General features: G+C 62.5%; 13 protein-coding genes. 3 read left to right on the plus strand and 10 right to left on the minus strand.

Annotated elements, in window-relative coordinates; genetic code table 11:
- Window positions 1–110: 110 nt before the first annotated feature.
- Both B0G77_RS39210 and B0G77_RS39215 read right to left on the minus strand, forming a co-directional pair.
- Window positions 111–1,520: an MATE family efflux transporter gene (locus B0G77_RS39210; protein WP_166656378.1), complete on the minus strand. Its 1,410-nt coding sequence runs from the start codon at window positions 1,518–1,520 to the stop codon at window positions 111–113.
- Window positions 1,521–1,851: 331 nt separating this feature from the next.
- Window positions 1,852–2,787, minus strand: coding sequence for an SDR family NAD(P)-dependent oxidoreductase (locus B0G77_RS39215; protein WP_133667254.1), 936 nt, complete (start codon window positions 2,785–2,787; stop codon window positions 1,852–1,854).
- 289 nt (window positions 2,788–3,076) lie between these two features.
- Between B0G77_RS39215 and B0G77_RS39220 the strand changes: the two genes are divergently transcribed.
- Window positions 3,077–4,015: a LysR family transcriptional regulator gene (locus B0G77_RS39220; protein ID WP_133667255.1), complete on the plus strand. Its 939-nt coding sequence runs from the start codon at window positions 3,077–3,079 to the stop codon at window positions 4,013–4,015.
- 556 nt (window positions 4,016–4,571) lie between these two features.
- On the opposite strand, the gene B0G77_RS39225 is transcribed toward B0G77_RS39220, so the two are convergent.
- Window positions 4,572–5,033, minus strand: a complete 462-nt coding sequence (locus B0G77_RS39225) for an Lrp/AsnC family transcriptional regulator (protein ID WP_133667256.1) — start codon at window positions 5,031–5,033, stop codon at window positions 4,572–4,574.
- A gap of 126 nt (window positions 5,034–5,159) precedes the next feature.
- Here B0G77_RS39225 and B0G77_RS39230 point away from each other — a divergent pair, with 126 nt between their 5' ends.
- On the plus strand, window positions 5,160–5,789 hold the full coding sequence (locus tag B0G77_RS39230) for a LysE family translocator (RefSeq protein WP_133667257.1): 630 nt from the start codon (window positions 5,160–5,162) through the stop codon (window positions 5,787–5,789).
- A 146-nt stretch (window positions 5,790–5,935) separates the two neighbouring features.
- On the opposite strand, the gene B0G77_RS39235 is transcribed toward B0G77_RS39230, so the two are convergent.
- From B0G77_RS39235 to B0G77_RS39255, 5 genes are all read right to left on the minus strand, one after another.
- Window positions 5,936–6,376: a cupin domain-containing protein gene (locus B0G77_RS39235; protein WP_133667258.1), complete on the minus strand. Its 441-nt coding sequence runs from the start codon at window positions 6,374–6,376 to the stop codon at window positions 5,936–5,938.
- A gap of 1,353 nt (window positions 6,377–7,729) precedes the next feature.
- Window positions 7,730–9,127: a sulfite oxidase gene (locus B0G77_RS39240; protein WP_166656379.1), complete on the minus strand. Its 1,398-nt coding sequence runs from the start codon at window positions 9,125–9,127 to the stop codon at window positions 7,730–7,732.
- Window positions 9,128–9,867: 740 nt separating this feature from the next.
- Window positions 9,868–10,860 carry a zinc-dependent alcohol dehydrogenase family protein gene (locus tag B0G77_RS39245; protein WP_133667259.1) on the minus strand — a complete coding sequence of 331 codons (993 nt, stop codon included), beginning with the start codon at window positions 10,858–10,860 and terminating at the stop codon, window positions 9,868–9,870.
- A gap of 263 nt (window positions 10,861–11,123) precedes the next feature.
- The gene (locus B0G77_RS39250) at window positions 11,124–12,095 is read right to left on the minus strand and encodes a zinc-binding alcohol dehydrogenase family protein (RefSeq protein WP_133667260.1); all 972 of its coding nucleotides are present in this window, start codon (window positions 12,093–12,095) and stop codon (window positions 11,124–11,126) included.
- Window positions 12,096–12,150: 55 nt separating this feature from the next.
- Window positions 12,151–13,005: an alpha/beta hydrolase gene (locus B0G77_RS39255; protein ID WP_133667261.1), complete on the minus strand. Its 855-nt coding sequence runs from the start codon at window positions 13,003–13,005 to the stop codon at window positions 12,151–12,153.
- Between the two features lie 214 nt (window positions 13,006–13,219).
- On the opposite strand from B0G77_RS39255, the gene B0G77_RS39260 reads away from it, so the two are divergent.
- Window positions 13,220–13,852, plus strand: coding sequence for an ABATE domain-containing protein (locus B0G77_RS39260; protein ID WP_133667262.1), 633 nt, complete (start codon window positions 13,220–13,222; stop codon window positions 13,850–13,852).
- A gap of 24 nt (window positions 13,853–13,876) precedes the next feature.
- Here the strand turns inward: B0G77_RS39260 and B0G77_RS39265 are convergent, their stop codons facing one another.
- Both B0G77_RS39265 and B0G77_RS39270 read right to left on the minus strand, forming a co-directional pair.
- A complete protein-coding gene (locus tag B0G77_RS39265; RefSeq protein ID WP_133667263.1) occupies window positions 13,877–15,640 on the minus strand; it encodes an MOSC and FAD-binding oxidoreductase domain-containing protein in 1,764 nt (587 codons plus the stop codon).
- A gap of 43 nt (window positions 15,641–15,683) precedes the next feature.
- Window positions 15,684–16,556 carry a DUF427 domain-containing protein gene (locus tag B0G77_RS39270; protein ID WP_133667264.1) on the minus strand — a complete coding sequence of 291 codons (873 nt, stop codon included), beginning with the start codon at window positions 16,554–16,556 and terminating at the stop codon, window positions 15,684–15,686.
- Between the last annotated feature and the right edge of the window lie 448 nt (window positions 16,557–17,004).

The following is a 17,004-nucleotide window of genomic DNA, read 5'->3' on the forward strand; positions in this document are numbered from 1 at the left end:
CAGAAGTTTTACCAATTCCTTGCCTGTTGTTCCCGTGGCTCCAATCACCAAAATAGCTGCGCTCATACCAGATAAACTCCTCTCATTGGTTACGTTTACTCATTAAGCCCTCAACAAAAAATGGGGCGCCCTGGTGACCAACGATCCCAGCGGGTTCGCAGGAATCCAAGCAGGCTGATGGTCCCTGCCACGACGACGCTGACGGCTACCAGTACAAAAGCAGTGTGTAGCCTCGCGTAGCCTTGCAGGACCAGCACCATCGCGGCCAGCGCAAATACGCAGCGCACCACGCTCGCTGTCATCGGCCAGAGGATGCATTGCGCCCCCTGCCCTGCAAAGTAGAGTTCGAAAATCACGCCGATCACTGCATAGAAAGGCGCTACCACATGTAGGTATTGCGCGCCGACCGCCATCACGGCGCTATCGCTGGTAAACAGACCCAGCCAGAGTTGCGGGAAGAGCGAAACGAACAATCCAACCAGTCCAACCACACCGGCAACAAACAGTACGTTCAGGATCGCCACGCGCCGGGCACGCGCCACGTTGCCGGCGCCCAGGTTCGTGCCCACCAGCGTGATCGCGGCGGTTCCGCAGCCGAACATCACCGGCGACAGCAGCATCTCGAGGCGGGAGGCAATGCCATAGCCGGCGATGGCGGCGACGCTCACGGCACCGGCCGCAGCGGTCAAGGCGGTGACTGACATGGCTAACATGACGACGTTGATCGACGACAGCAAGCCAACGCCGAGGATCGCACTGAAATGCTGGCGCCGCAGCGGATAGCGGCGCAGGCGCAGCGTCGAGGAGGGTGAACGCATGTAGACGACCACCACGGCCAGCGCGGCGATATTGCACAGCACCTGGGCTACGCCGGCGCCCGCCACCCCCATGCGCGGCGCACCCAGCCAGCCGTTAATCAGCACCGGTGACAGGATCACGCCGACGACCGCGCCGCCCAGTATGGTCATCGCCGGCACCTTGACGTTGCCGGTTCCGCGCAGCGCCGCCTGCAGCAGCAGCAGAATCCAGAACGAGATCGCGCCCCCGAACAGGATGTTGGAGTAGAGAACCGCCAGGTCCAGCGATGCTCCGCTGCCGCCAAAGCTGCGGTACAGCGCGGGGCCGGCGAACAGCGCTACCAGGGAGAACAGTCCGCCTCCTACGGCGCCAATGACCACCGCATGCCACGTTAGGCTTTCCGCCTCGTCCTGGCGGCGGGCGCCGATGGCGCGGGCGATGGCAGAGGATACGCCGCCGCCGATGCCGGCACTCGCTACCGTGGTCATCAGCAACATGACGGGAACCACCAGCGATGCGGCGGCGATCGCTTTCAGGCCCAGTGAGCTGACAAAATAGGTCTCGGCGACACTGACCAAGGTCGTCATGAACAGCACTGCGCCCGTCGGCAAGGCAAGGCGGATCAGATTTGACAACAACGGACCGTGCAGCAGTTTGTTGGCCGGCAGGTTGTCAGGATGCGGAGAAATCTTCTCGGCCTGATTAGAAAGAGTAGCGGACATGATTTTTTCTAAGATAAAAAAAGAGACCGCCCGACGATGCCCGGGCGATGACAGTGCCATATGCAAGCGCTTAGGCGAGAGCTTCCCGAGGCGACTGGCTGTTGTGCCCATGGGGTTCCTCTCGTGTTGCGATCAGGCAAGTTCGCAACGCGCCGCGCGCGGTCCGCACCGGGGTTGTCCGCGCGGCGCGTTCCACACCGCTCAACCGCGGCTCTAAGAAGCTGGGCCGCGACGAATAAGCGGGTGCGGCGGCAATGACCGTTGCGAGGTGGAAGACGATCCGGCTCCGCCCCGAGGCGGAGCGGCAGATCGTCGGATGCATGGCCCTCGTTCAGGCGGTCGTGGCGGACTGTGTGAATTCCGCGGCGTGCGCCTGCACGAACTCGCGCATGCTCATCGGCGCACGGCCCGTCAGCCGCGTGAAGTCGTCCGTCATGCGGTCGTAGCTGCCCTGCTGATGCAGGCGCGCCATCGCGGCGAAGTGGGCCAGCAGGTGCGCCGGAACACCGGCCTCGCGCAGCTTGCCAATCCAGGCGTCGACCGGAACATCGCGGTAGGCGATCGTGCGCCCGAGCGCCTCGGAGAAGACCTTTGCGAAGTGCGTCAGGTCTGCCGACTCGGATCCCGTGAGGTTGTAGGTGCGACCGATGTGCGGAGCTGGCTCGTCCAGCACCAAGGCGACAGCGAACGCGACGTCCACCGCGGAAATGGGCGCGGTGCGGCCGCCGCCGAGCGGCAGCACGAGCGCATCGCTGTCGCGCACGCCCGCTGCGGCGAGCAACTGGAAGAAGCCCTCCAGGAACACCGTCGGCCGCATCGTGACGACCGGCAGGCCGGACCACGCGAGGGCCTGCTCGGCGAGCCAGTGCAACTTGTGCTGGGGACTGTCGGTGGTCTCGGTAATGCTCATCTGCGTGACCGTCATCTGCGACATGTTCACGATGGCCTCGACGCCATGGTGGCGGGTGACCGCGGCGATGTTGACGGTGGCCTCGAGATAGGCGGCGGACACCGACATGCCGAAGTAAATTCGCTTGCAACCCTGGACGGCGCGATGCACCGAGGCAAGGTCGGTCAAGTCACCCACGACCACCTCGGCGCCGAGGCGGCGAAGGCTTTCTGCGCGCGTGTCTTCTCGACGCACCATGGCGCGCACCTTGTGGCCCTGGGCAAGCAGCATTTCGGTGACGCTGCGGCCGATGCCGCCGACGGTGCCCGCGGCGCCCGTCACGAGGATGGGTGTGTCGTGTTTTGAAACGATGGTCATAACTTTTCCTTGGGAATCGGGTTGTGATGCAAGGGATTAGGTGCGATCGGCGCTGCATATTGCGCGGGCAGCAGCCATCGACAAATCGCAGTTCGCGCGACACGGAAGCTCGCCCGCGCTCGCCTTCATCGAGTACGGCGCCGTACCGTCTGCCGGAGCACCAATACGGCGCAGATCGTTGAGGTGGCAATGCGGGTCATGGCGGCGCGGACGCAGGCGCGATGGCGCTAGTCTGGGCCTGCCGGACCCACTAGACTAGTGCAATGTTCAGAAGTTAAAGTTGCACGAAATGAAAAGCTACGACCTCAACCTCCTGCGCACGCTCGACGCGCTGCTGGCCGCTGGCAGCGTCACCGGCGCCGCCGAGCGTCTTCACCTGAGCGTGCCGGCGACGAGCCATGCGCTCGCGCGCCTGCGCGAGCTTACGGGCGACCCGCTCCTGGTTCGCGCTGGCCGGCGCCTGGTGCCCACGCCGCGCGCCGTGGCGCTGCGCGAGCCGGTGGCGCAATGGATTGCACAGGCCGCGGCGCTGGTGCAGGCGCCGCGGGACAGCGACTTGGCGGCCAGTGAACGGAGCTTCGTCGTGCGCGCGCCGGACGGCTTCGCGATCGCCTTCGGCGGTGCCCTCGGCGCCGCGCTGGCTGCGGATATGCCGCGCGCGCGGTTACGCTTTGTGACCGAGACACAAGATGACGACGGTGCGTTGCGCGACGGTCGCGTCGATCTCGACATCGGTACGTTCAGGCCGCGAGAACCGGAGATTGAAGTCGTCGAGCTGTTCCCCGAAGCGCTGATCGCCGTCGTGCGCGCCGGTCATCCGTTCGCCGCCCGCCCTGCGACCGCGCGCCGTTACGCAGCGCAGTCGCACGTTGACGTGCAGCGCCGCGCCGGGACGCCATCGGCAGTCGACGACGCGCTGGCCGCGCTCGGCCTAGCGCGGCGCGTCGTGCTCACCGTGGCGCACGCCAGCGCGGCGCCCGTCATCGCCGCACGGGGCGACTTCGTCGCCACTCTCAGCGAGCGACTGGCGCGGGCGATGGCGCCCGGCCTCGGCCTCGTGGTGGTGCCGCTGCCGTTCCTGCCGCGCGGCGAGACGGTGGTCATGGCATGGCATCCGCGCCACGCAGCCGACCCGGCGCACGCCTGGCTGCGGCGGCAGGTGCCGGCCGCGATCGCCGCCGCGCGTGCCCCCCTGGGCTATCGGATGGTCTCGGCCCCTTCGACGTGAGCCCAGGCGCGCCGGCGGCGCACGGCGACTGACGCGGGGTCTAGCAGGGGATCCTGCGCGACGACAAGATGCTCAACGTGGAGCGGCGATTGGAAGAACTGCTCGCACCGCGAGCGTGCTGCAATAGTGCGATGGGTGTCGCGGGCATCCTAGACGGATGCGGGGGAGGCCAATGAAGCTACTTTCGTCGCCGCCTGAGACGAAAGTCCGTTAGCGTGGCTGAAGCCGACATTCGAATGGCCGAGTGACCGCGCGGGCCAATGACGCTTCCTGGCCGGGTGCCGCCTCATGCGATTGGCATATTTGCTTTGGCCTTGTACGACGGCGATCGGCAGCACGCGACCCTCTTCTGCCGTTCACGCGAGATTCGCGACCGACCGCTTCCCGAAGAGATTGAGACGTCGAAAAATCGCCGCAACTGTAGGTCACGTAAACGCGGAACCGATCGTGCGAATCCGCCGGGCGCACCGCGACCATCTCGTAGCGAGGTATCCGTTTTCGCGGGAAAAGCCTACCAGCCGCGAACTGGTCGCTCTCAGGCGGCGGGCCAAGACGCTCAAAGCAAAGGCAGACCAACATCTCGCTTGACCTCGCGCATCGAAAACGTGGACTCGACCGACGTAACGCCGGGTAACGTGCGCAGCACGTCGCGCATGAACACGCCATAGTCGTCCATGTCCCGCGCGACGACCTGCAACAGATAGTCGGCGCTACCCGACACGTTGTGGCACGACACGACGCGCGGAATCGCCTGGATTTCCCGTTCGAACCGGTCAGACAGTTCACGCGCGTGCACACCAAAACGCACGTACGCAAACGCCAGCACGCCCAACCCGAGCGCGGTCCGGGACAGCAGCGTCCGATAGCTGTCGATGTACCCTTCTGCCTCGAGCCGCTTGAGCCGGCGAGCGCACGGGGTTTCAGTGAGGCTGACAGCCTCAGCCAGGTTCGCAATACTGGCGCGCCCGTCTTTCTGCAGCGCCAGCAGGAGGGCGCGGTCGGTCTTGTCGAGGTCCATGGGCAGGCTCCGGAGGTTTACGAATGTTAGTGCATTCCTCCACGAAAAGTCCGAGGCGAGCCGAAAATTGCCGGAAACGCCTATTGCAGTGGCGGGAAGATGGAGTCTCCACACGAGGAGTTCGTCATGATTTCCGTACACGTTCTGCTTACCTTCACTGCCGCTCTCGCCATCGTCTACGCGATGCCCGGCCCCGACATGGCGCTCGTGCTTCAGACGAGCGCTGCTCGCGGTACCCGGCACGGCTTTGCGAATGCCGCGGGTCTTGCAATCGCGCGTGCGACGCACGTTACGCTCTCCGCATGCGGGGTTGCCACCCTGTTGAAGGCGTCGCCCGGACTGTACGAGATGGTGCGCATTGGAGGCGCAATGTACCTCGCCTACGTCGCAATACAGATTCTCCGCAGCCCAGGCTTTGGTTTGAAGTTCAACGCAGCGAATGCCGGCATTGCGCCCCCGCTGCGCTCCTCGGTTGCCAAAGGGATGCTCAGCAGCCTGTTGAACCCGAAGACGCTGCTGTTCTGTTCCGTGCTGTTACCCCAATTCGTCAACCCGCAGGGCGCGCCGGTCTGGTCGCAAATGGCTGAACTCGGCATCGTGTTCGTCCTGATGGGAATTGCCTTCGACCTGGCCTGCGTGTTCGGGGCGTCGCGCCTGTCGTCCTTCCTGCAGCACAGCCCACGAGCGGAGCGGTTTCAACGCTGGTCCTTCGCGACGGCGCTGTTGGCTTTTGCAATCCGGATTCCGTTCGCCTAAGCAACTACGTCTGTTAGCGTGAAGTTGACCCGCGAAAACGGACACCTATCCTTTTTGAGAAGGAGGTGCCGAAATGGGCAAGACTCGTACACCGTACCCGGCGAAGCGGGCACTTCCCCTGAAGGCGATTGTTGGGTGACTGCGGTTCATCGTGGTGGCGCCGGTACCAGCCCGTACCTGGACATGACACCGATAAGCTTTTCGCGGTCAGGCGGCCCGCCGGCGTTTATGATTGCTCCGACATCACGGAAATACTGAGCACCAACGTCGGGGGTAAGGATAATCAGTGCGCGGGCCGTGCCAATGTGCGGGTTGCTAAAGTGATGGACTGATCCGGGCGGGGTATGCATCCACTCTCCTGGCTGCAGGTCTCGGACTACCCCATTGACCGAGTACCGGAGTATGCCATCCAGCACATAGACGCACTCCTCATTTCGTGTGTGGCTATGTGGCGGCGGAACCTGCGAACCAGGAGGCACAGTCAACTCAAAAACGCCCATGCCGCCTGTCGAAGCGCCATCAATCAGGTACTGAATACTCAATCGACCTACGTTGATTGCTTCGCCTGGAGCCGCGCTAAGTGTCATTTTCAAACTCCTTCGGACTAGGGATTCTTGTCACTCCGCCAATGTCGTAGCTAACGGGCGCACCGATTGCAGCGCCTGCGGTGACCGAAGGGAACGGAGTTCAAGCGAGATTATGCGCTTGTCAGGAATGTATTTTGTCCGAGAGCAGCGACAGGCCGGTATTGGCCGAGACCCGGTCCCACAGCAAACTTCGGAGCTGAAGGCCGCAGATCGCGACCGGCGGCACCCGACCCAATTCAGCCGTCCGTCGGCGATCTTCGAACGGCCGATTGGCGCTGAACTACAGCCGGCGAGCAATCCAACCTCTTGTCGACGGCGACAGGAACATCTCGCCAATGCTGGGTAGCCGTCAACGCGTGAGCGACGCTCAGTTCGATTGGCTTGGCGGACCGATGATATGCTTCGCCCGGTCGATCGCAAATCCTGCTGGTGCCGCTGCTACCCTGCAGCAGCATTACGATGGTCAGTTGCATCTTCTTCCCAGTATCCGACAGTCATAACCCGAGCCGGCTCGAAACCTGGCGATGAAACGAGCGTCCGTCTCAACATACGCATCCGGGTCGCTTCGCCAAAATCCGAACCGACCGTCGGCTTTGCGGCACCGCGGCCCACGAGCGGACGTTTGCGCGTGTCGCTTCGCGAAGCGCTTCGCCCCGCCCGCTTCATCATCGTAAATGCACGACTGCGCCGCTTCGCTATGGCGTTAGCGACCGTCCGGCACCCCGCCTGACCGTGTCGAATCCGACACCACTGACCATCCCGGCCTATCAATCGCCATAGCCGCAAAGCCTCCAACCGCATTGGGGCACTCCGCGGTTTCCTCCATCGGGTTTATTCGACGCCTGCCGACACGCGCGGAGGCATGCACATTCCTGCGGCCGATGGCAGGCGTCGAATAAACCTTAACGAACCCGGTCCGACAGCAAGCTTTGGTGAGGGGGCTGAAAACCGCCGGTCGCGATCGGCAGCACCCGACCCACTGCGGACCTTCGACTCAGTGCCCCTTCAACGGCAGCTTCGAAGGTAAAACGGCCATTCATGGGCCACATCGCACGGCGAGAACTCGGCCATACCTGCCGTTCGTGGCACCGTGATGTTGGCCCTGCCGCAATGACCGCTTCCGAGCGAATCGAACTGGCGCTCTCGACCCGTAAGAGCCGCTTGAACAGGAATTACGACTGTCAGCTCCGCGGCGGACATGAGACGATCGCAGATGCCCCTCCATTTACCGCTCGCCTGCCTTTGCCAACCTTCAAGACTGAGCGAAGGCAGCCGTCCGTGGACGTCGGTGAACTTTGGTCAATGCGAAAAATATCGAGGGAGGCATTCAGCGCGGAAAATCGAGTCGACAGTTCACACGATGCGAACCGGCACTTCGTGGATAGCGTTGTTGCCGTATCCCAGCCGGTTCCACTCGGCGCGCTCGGGCTGCGTGCGGCCGGCAAGGTCGGTGGCCCGGGCGCGCAAGGCGACAACTCCCGGCTCACGGGCCCGGGTGATCAGCTCCCACCACTGCCAGCTGTGACGCTTGCGCTCGCTTACGAGATGAGCTTCCTGCCAGCCGCCGCCGCCGACGCTTATCTCCACGCGCGCAATCTGAGCGGCGCCGGACCAGGCCACGCCGCGAATGGCCAGTTCACCGCACCGGATCTCCTGATCAGGCGCCGGCTCGGTGATCAAAGCGCGCACCCGCTGCAGCGTGACCGGCTCGCGGACGGCCTGGCCATCGCGTTCACATTCATACCAATACTTGGCGGCCTGGTAATGTCCGGCGAACAGCCGGTCGATGAGCTCAATTTCGGTCAGCCATTTGACCGACGCCACGGCATACCAGCCAGGAACGACGAGGCGCACCGGGAAGCCGTGCTGAATGGGCAGCGGCTCGCCGTTCATCGCATAGGCCAGCAGCACGTCAGGATCGCGAGCATGACCAATCTGGAGACTGCGCTCGAAGCGCATTGGTCCTGCGTGGCCCTCAACGGTTCCGCCGTCCGCGCCCCGGAACAGCACCTCCCGCGCGCCCGTCCGCACGCCGGCCCGGTCCAGGACTTCCGCCAGCGACACACCAGTCCACTCTGCCGTGCTGACGGCTCCCAGATCCCATTTCTCGCCCTCGATGGGTGGGTCGAACTTCACGCGGCCGTTTCCAGCGCACTCGAGGGTGGCGATGAATGTCTGCGACGGCATGTTGTGGAGGTCTCGCAAGCTTAGGTTCAGCGGTCTTTCTACGAGGCCGCCAACGGCGAGCCGAAAGGCGGCCGGGTCGAGGTTGGGGATCTGGAAGTGATTGCGGACATAGAAGTGCGCGTTCGGCATGACCACACCGCCGATTAGCGCAGGAATTGAGGTCTCACCGTTAAGCGGATGCGCGCGATGGACCACCAGGCCGGCTTCAATAGCCTTCTGGCAGGCCTCTTCGGGATCCAGCGCCGGCACGATTTCGCTCACGGGCATCGCTGCGCCGCAGCCGCCGCTCGCGACCACGCGCGCACATGTTGAGGCGGGGTAGATGTCCAGGCTGCCGACCATCTGGAACGGCTTCATGAACTCGCGCAGGTGGTCCTCGTCATCAGCTTCCACGATGAGGTACAAGGTGTGCTCACCCTGCACGACGGCCTCGCCCCGGATCTCCACCCCGTGCCGTCTGACGTTTGGGCGGCTCAGGTGATTCAATAGCATGGCCCCCATATAGGGATCCTGAGCAGGGCAACGCTCGGCAGCGTGCTGATGCCGCACAACGAACAGTGCCATGATCGCCTCCCTGCACGTCGGTTCGATCAGCCTACTGCGGGTCGGTGGTCCAAGTCTAGCCCGGAACGGATCGAACGCAGATGGTCCGGTTTATGGAGCGGCGCGGCAGACCCTCTAACCGCGCCGCCGGCAATCGAACTCACTACCCGCTGGTAAAGCTACTTCGTCAGCCCGTCGCTTTCGACACCCGTCTGCCACGAGCCGTTTGATGCATTCCGGTGCTTCCCTGTAAAGGGGCCTGTATCAAAGGCGCTGCCTGACGCCAGGCACCAGACGCGGAGGGAAGCCGCAGCGATGATCGAGCGAAGGCTATCCGAGCGTATCGATGAATTCTTGCCGCGTCAGCATGCTGAGTCGCCCCGTCATGGGCCGTTCCCGCCGCCCTCTGGCCGGTAACGAACAGACGACGGGTAAAGCGGAGCGGTGAACCAGGAATCAAATCAACATCGACGAGCGGCTCGTGTCCAGCCGGAAGCGGACGACCAACGAGCATTTTCGAGTGGCTGAAACTGGCCGACTGCTGTCCGACGCGGTCGGCCGTAGCCAACCCCACTTCGGTCATACAGTTCTCTCCGAAGCGGTCGCTCGCAAGCGGGAAATCAACGATGCTGCACCACAGCCAAAGCGCTGGAAGTCTCTATTCCGCGAGCGATTTTGCGCCTCATAGGCATTCGTAAACTGCCTCCAAAGGGACAAAGGCGCCAAAAGGCGCCTTTGTCGTACCCGTGCCAGAGCCTCGTTTAGCCGACTGTGACGACGATCTTGCCGATCTGCTCATTCGATTCGAGGAAGCGCGTTGCGTCTTGAATCTGATCAAATTTGAAAGTCCGCGAGATGACTGGGACGAGAGCACCGGATTCGAGACCTTCGGTGATGAATTCCTTGGCGCGTTTGAGAAGATCGTCGTTGCTTGTGACCTCGATATAAAGATACCCCTTGAAGGTCAGGCACTTACCGAGTAACGAAAACTGCGGGAATGTCCCTTCATCCGAGCTGAGAGCGCCATATTCGAGAAGGATGCCACCAAACGACATGCACTCCGCGAGTTGAGCTATTGCTGGACCGCCGATTGGATCGAAAACGACACGAGCCCCCTTGCCATTCGTGATCTCCCTCACTCGGCTCGCCATGTCCACTTCTGTTGTGGCAATCACATGGTGAGCACCGGCATCTTTAAGCGGTTGAGCCTTCGCGCTCGTTCGAGTGGTCGCGATGACGGTCGCACCAACACTCCGTGCGATCTGGATCGCGGCGATGCCAACGCTGCTCGATGCCGCTGAGACGATAACGATATCTTCAGCGCCCAGTTTCCCTTGTTCGACCAGCGCACCCCACGCAGTAACGTATTGCATCCACGATGCAGCGGCCTGTTCGAACGTCAGCCGCGCCGGGTGTTTCACGACATATTTGGCGGGAATGTTGATGACCTCGCCGTAAGTGGGCCAACGCGACATATCCAAGGTCGGAATGACGCTTACGGCATCGTTCTCAGTGAAGCCCGTCACCTCTGCACCCAGCGTCTTCACGAAGCCCGCAGCCTCATAGCCGAGTTGGGAGGGGAATACCGCTTCCTGGAGATACCGGCCAGTGCGGAACATTACCTCGGCACGATTGAGGCCAATGGCTTTGACAGCGATCTGAACTTCGTCTACGGCAGGCGCGGGAACGTCCACATCTTCGATGCGCAGCACCTCCGCATCGCCATATTCATGAAATCGGACAGCACGTGTCATAGAGCACTCCTTGAGGGGTAGGGTCAGCCATGGTCCAGGTTTATCGCGCCGACGCTGACGGCCGCATTCCAAGGTTACGCGAGTGGGGATCAGGCCACGAACTTTTCGTTGAACGGCGTGACGAACGCCGCCTCGAGTAATCCATGAAGACAACTGGCAACAGTGCTGCCGGCAGGCCGTGGTCCGCCCGCGGCGGACAATTGGAGCGCACAGTTCTCACGGGACGCCCAACGATTCTCGTCGTCCCGTGAGTACCTGGTCGGTCAGAGGACGACGACCATCTTTCCGCCGGCTTCGTTGGCTTCCATCACGCGATGCGCTTCGCGGATTTCATCGAAACCGAACACACGGGTCGGCTTTGCCTTGAGGCGGCCGGCCGCGGCGTCTTCGGCGATCTTGTCAAGCGGAACGTCTGACACCGGAAAACCGGGCGTGCCGAATACGAAGCTGGCGAAGAACGTCAGATGGACACCGCTCGGCATTTGCATCAGCGGGTTGAAATCGGCGATCGGAGCGAGGCCGCCGAGCCAGCCCGCAAGACAGGCCCGGCCGCCGCGCCGCAACATGGCGAGCGAATCGAGAATCGTGCTGTTGCCGACGAGGTCGAGCACCGCGTCGATGTGCTTTGCCTCCGCGATGCGCTTCGACAATTCGGGCCCTTCGATCTCGACGCGCGAGGCGCCGAGACCTTCGAGCATCGCAAAGCGCGACGAATTGCGCGTGGTCGCGATGACCTTTGCGCCGGCGTTCACAGCGAGGTTGACTGCGGCCTGTCCGAACGACGACGTCGCACCGCGGATGACCAACGTTTGCCCTTTTTCAATCTCGAGATTGCGGAACAGGCACGTCCACGCGGTCGCATATGTTTCCGGAATCGCCGCGAGCTCGGCCCACGGCAGGTCAGCCTCGATCAATGCAACGTTGGACGCGGGCGCCCGCGTGTATTGCGCGTAGCTGCCGTTGATGGTTCGTCCGAGGCCGCCCATCAACGCGGCGACTTTCGCGCCGACCGGAAATTCCCCGCCAGGACACGACTTCACTACGCCCACGCATTCGATGCCGCTGACTTTGGCAGCTTCGGCCCATTCGCCGCGCCGCATGTGTACCTCCGCGTGGTTCAGGCCGAATGCCTTGATTTCGATGACCACATGACCTTCCAGTGGCTCGGGTTCTGGCAGTTCCGTATAGACGAGGCTATCAAGGCCGCCGAACTTATCGAGCACGATTGCACGCATGACTCTTCTCCTGAAGATGAATGACTTCGTTGACAAGCTGACCTGGGGACCCGGGTCAGCGAATAAGGAACTCCGAAATGGCCGAGGCGATCTCCTCGGCGTGCGTTTCCAGCGCGAAGTGGCCGGTATTGAAAAAGCGGACTACCGCGCCCGGTATGTCGCGCTTGAATGCCTCCGCGCCCGCAGGGAGAAAGAACGGATCGTTCTTGCCCCACACGGCAAGGAAGGGAGGCTTATGGGTGCGGAAATACTCCTGAAACGCTGGGTACAGTCCGACGTTGCTTCGATAGTCACCGAATAGATCGAGCTGAATTTCGTCCGCGCCCGGCCGGCTCAGATAGAAGTCGTCGAGTGCGTAGCCGTCCGGCGACACGAGCGTCGTATCGGGCACGCCATGCGTGTATTGCCACACGGTCGTTTCGAGCGTGAGCAGCGCTCGAAGCGCCTCACGATTGGCGTGCGAAGGATCCGTCCAATACGCGCGGATCGGATTCCACCCTTCGCTCAGCCCTTCTTCGTAAGCGTTGCCGTTCTGCGAAACGATCGCGGTGATCCGTTCAGGATGCTTGCGCGCGAGCCGGAAGCCCGTCGGCGCACCGTAATCGAACACGTAGACCGCGAAGCGATCAAAACCGATCACCTCGGTGAAGCGGTCGATGACGTTGGCGATGTTGTCGAACGTGTACGCAAAATCGTCCCGACTTGGCATGTCTGACTGTCCGAAGCCGGGCAGATCTGGAGCAACGATGTGGAAGCGGTCGGCGAGCCTCGGAATCAGGTCGCGGAACATGTGGCTCGAGCTCGGAAAGCCGTGCAGGAGCAGGAGTTTCGGGGCACCCGACCGACCGGCTTCGCGATAGAAGACCTTGAAGCCGTCGACGTCGGCATTGCGATAAGCGATAGCGGGCATGATTTCCCTCCACAAATAAAGAAGGTTAGTACAGAGGTTGGACGGTGGTGCGCGACTGTCGGCATGACAGATCGCTGACGCATGCAGATCGGTGAACCTCTAAGTAACCGCCCTGATTCTGTTTTGAAGGTTACATACGAGATGCGTAACTTGTCAAGCGCGTTTTTAGTGGTTACGATGTGAGCATTGTCACTGCACATTCGTCACAAGAAAGATGGACTACCGTCAGATTCCCGCGATATTCGTGGCCGATGCACCGGGCCTCGATTTCCTGAACTCGCTTGCAACGCCGGTGGATGATGAAGTCGACTGGATCAGCGATGGGGAAGGCTTGCTGACCTGGCTGGAACAGGCCGGACTTGTGCCTCGCGCCGTGCTCGCGGCGATGCGGTCGCGGTCGACGCCGGCCGAACTCGACGCCGTCGCGGCGCAGGCGCGCGCGCTGCGCGAGTGGTTCAGGGGATTTGTTCAGAAGAGGAAGGGACGGCCGCTGGTCGCCAGGGACTTGCGTGAGCTGCAGCCCCTGAATCAACTGCTCGAGCGGGACGAACGATATGGAGACGTCGTCGCGGATGGCACGAACGGCGTGACGACGTTTGAATTTCGCGAGAATCGACGCTGGCAATCACCGGAGTCGTTACTGATGCCCATCGCCGAGGTGTTGGCGAAATTCGTGTGTGACGAGGACTTCACGCACGTGAAGGCATGCGAAGGTCCCCGATGCACGTTGCTGTTTGCCGATCACACACGGGGCCATGCGCGGCGGTGGTGCAGCATGGCGATCTGCGGCAACCGCGCGAAGGTTGCGGCTCACAGGAAGCGACTCAAGGAGCAGGAAGGCAGCTGACGTGCCGCCACACTTGGACGGTGCTCAGACGTCGATCACCACGTGATCCTGCGGCCGGGAGCAGCAGATAAGGACATTTCCCTCTGCCGGTGGATCGAGCGGATCAGGTTGGTAGATGACGGACCCAGAGATCAATCCGCTCTCGCAGTTGTGGCAGACGCCGGTGCGGCACGACCAGCGGACGGGCACGTCACACGCCTCGGCCAGCTCCAGAATGCTCTGATAGGCCGAGGCCTTCCAATGTGCAGTGATGCCGCTGCGCGCGAACGATACCAGTGGACCCGTGTTGGCATCGTCTTTGGGGAGATGCGGAGCGCGCGTCGGGGTACCGACGATACCAGGAGTCATCGACTCGCCGCCGTTGAAGATTTCGACGTGAATCCGCTCCGGCGCTATGCCCGCGACTGCGAGCACTACTTTCATATCCGACATGAAGCGAGTCGGCCCACAGAGGTAGACATCCGCCTCCCGCGGGATGCCGACCTCGTCCAGGGCCGCTCGCGACAGGTGACCGGCAGCGTCGAAATCCTCACTCATCCGGTCGTGTGGGCTCGGCCTGCTGTAACAGACATAGCTGCGGCCGTCCGTGAGCGCGTGCACGAGGCGGCGCACTTCGGCGGCGAACGGATGGTGCCCCCCATCGTGAGCCCCATAGAGCCATGAGACCGGCCGCGTCGCACGGGCCGCCGCCAGCGCGTGCAGCATGGCCAGAACAGGCGTCGCCCCGATTCCCGCGCTGAGCAACACCACCGGTCCATCTCCGGGTTGCAGAATGAAGCTTCCGCGCGGCGCGCTGACGTCGAGAGCATCGCCCACTCGGACGTGTGCCCGCAGCCAGGTTCCAGCCGCACCATTCGGCTCGATCTTCACGCTGATTCGATAGCGCTCCGTCGAGAGGGCACCCGAGAGCGAGTAGCTGCGTAAAAGTGGCGGGCCACCGGGGGTCCGTTGAAGACGTAAGACCACGTATTGGCCGGGCAGAGCCGCCTGCAGCGGCTGACCGTCCGCGCTCTGCAACGTCAGTGACAGGACGTCTGCGCACTCCTGCTCGATTGCCGTCACCGCAAACCGGCGAAATCCTGGTGCAACCGGATGCGCAGCTGCTGCGGGCGCGAGCCCGGCGTTTCCACTCGCCGCGCCGGCCGTCTGGCTCTGCAGTAACGCCTCGAACGACCAGCGCCATCCGGATGAAAGCGCTTCGATTCGCAACGCGCGCTCCAATCGATCATGTGGATGATTGGGCGAATACAGGAGCGCGTTGATTTCCGCGACGGTTATTCGCTCCTTTGCCTCTCCCACCTTCACGATTTTGTCACCGGCGCCTACTGCGCCTTCCTGCAGGACGCGGAAGTAGAACCCCGGCCGTCCGCTAGACGTCAACAATGCCGGCATTCGCGGCTCGTTCATCCGCATGCCGACGCGATAGCAGGTAACTCGAGGTTGAGTGACCTCGAACAGTGCGTTGCCGATCTGATAGCGGTCGCCGATGCAAACGGCAGAGTCAGGCATTCCTTCGATCGTGAAGTTCTCGCCGAACTGTCCGTAGACGAAGTCGTTCCTCTTCAGTTGCTCCTGCCAATGACGATACGATTCGATCTGGTAGACGAAGACGGCTCGCTGCTCACCCCCGTGCCCCGCCAGATCGCCTTGACCGTCCCCGTCAAGATTCAATCGGCCAGCCCGGCAGCGACCACTTACCGGGCTCTTCCAGATCCCCGTGTGCACGGTGCGACCTTTCCACTCGATGTCGCGCGGAAGCCCGACGTTCACCGACAGTAGTCGAGCCATGTTGCTCCTCTGTAGCCGCGCGAACGCGCCGACGTGTGGCCGCTCATTGCTGTTTGCGGGCCGGAAGCGCTTCGGCGACGGTGAGCCCGCGATCGGGGCCGTGTGCAATCACCGACTGACCCGGCTCGAGATGGAGCTGGGTGCCATCGAGATGGACGGTGACGATGTCCGGCTCGAACGACACCAGGTTGGAGATGCGCCCGACCTCAGGATAGGCGTCAGGATACGACCATGCCGCCAGACGTGCGTCACCGATGTCGTAGTAGCTGCAGATCCCTTTGTACGGGCAGAAGGTCTGGTGTTCCACGGGGGTGAGGGCGGACTCATCGGTGTCGGCGCGTGGAACATACCAGCGCGGTGCGAAGCCCGACTCATAGAGGACGAGCGCTCGCGTAGTATCAGCAATGATGCGCTCACGATGGCGGACTACGAGCTTGCGGGACGTCTGGCGAATGTCGATGCGGTGGTACGCGTCAGCGGCATGGCCAAGGATCCGTTCGTCTTCTTCGTAGAAAGCGTCCATCGCCCGCCACGCAAACGCAACGCGTGCCTGCAGTTCGCTCGCGTGGGCGGGCAGGCTGGTGTGTTGCCACGCCCCTCGCGGCGCGGAGTGCTCACCCACCCGGACGGCATACCACGATGTGGGCCCGAGGTCAGGGTGCAGGGTGGTATGGTCGATGCGTTCCAGAGTATCGGGAGCGATGTCGCTCTCGGGGAAGTAGGCTACTGGATAACGGCCCGGTTCAAAGAGGAGGAGGACGTGCTCGCTATCGGCGATCCATGTTTCACCGAAGCGCACGCGCATTCGCCGACGCAATGGCTCGGCGTACAACAGTCTCTTGGGCAGTGATTCGGGCACGAGAAATCGGCCGATTGCTCCCGGTGAGAGCGGACCTTGTTGCCAGGACAGTCCCATTGCTGATCCCCTCCTTCATCGCTGACCTGCCGCCATCGCTCACGCTATGGACTTATCGGCCCGCACGACTGCCGGCTTATCTTCAAATGCTGCTGCGTGGCCGATAAAGCCGACACAATACGCTGGGCATTGGCCCCCAATAGACATCGATTGCGGCTCAACGTCACCTATGAGCGTAGTAAAGATCCCATCGGGCAGCAATGTCATCCTCGACCTTCGCCTGGAGCTGAAGGAGCCGCCAGCACGTTGGGATCGGCGGCCGAGTGCGAGCGCAGTCTGTCTACTTTTATCAAGGAGTCGAAGGTCCGTTTGTCCAGTCCCAGCGGTCACCCAAATGTCCAATTGCGGGCTGCGGCGAACGACCCTTCATGGCCGACTTCTGCCCGATGCGGTCGGCTGTACCTAACCTACGATTAGGATTAGGCAATGCGCATCATCGCCTTTGAGG

This window comes from Paraburkholderia sp. BL10I2N1 (genome assembly GCF_004361815.1).
Lineage (GTDB): Bacteria > Pseudomonadota > Gammaproteobacteria > Burkholderiales > Burkholderiaceae > Paraburkholderia.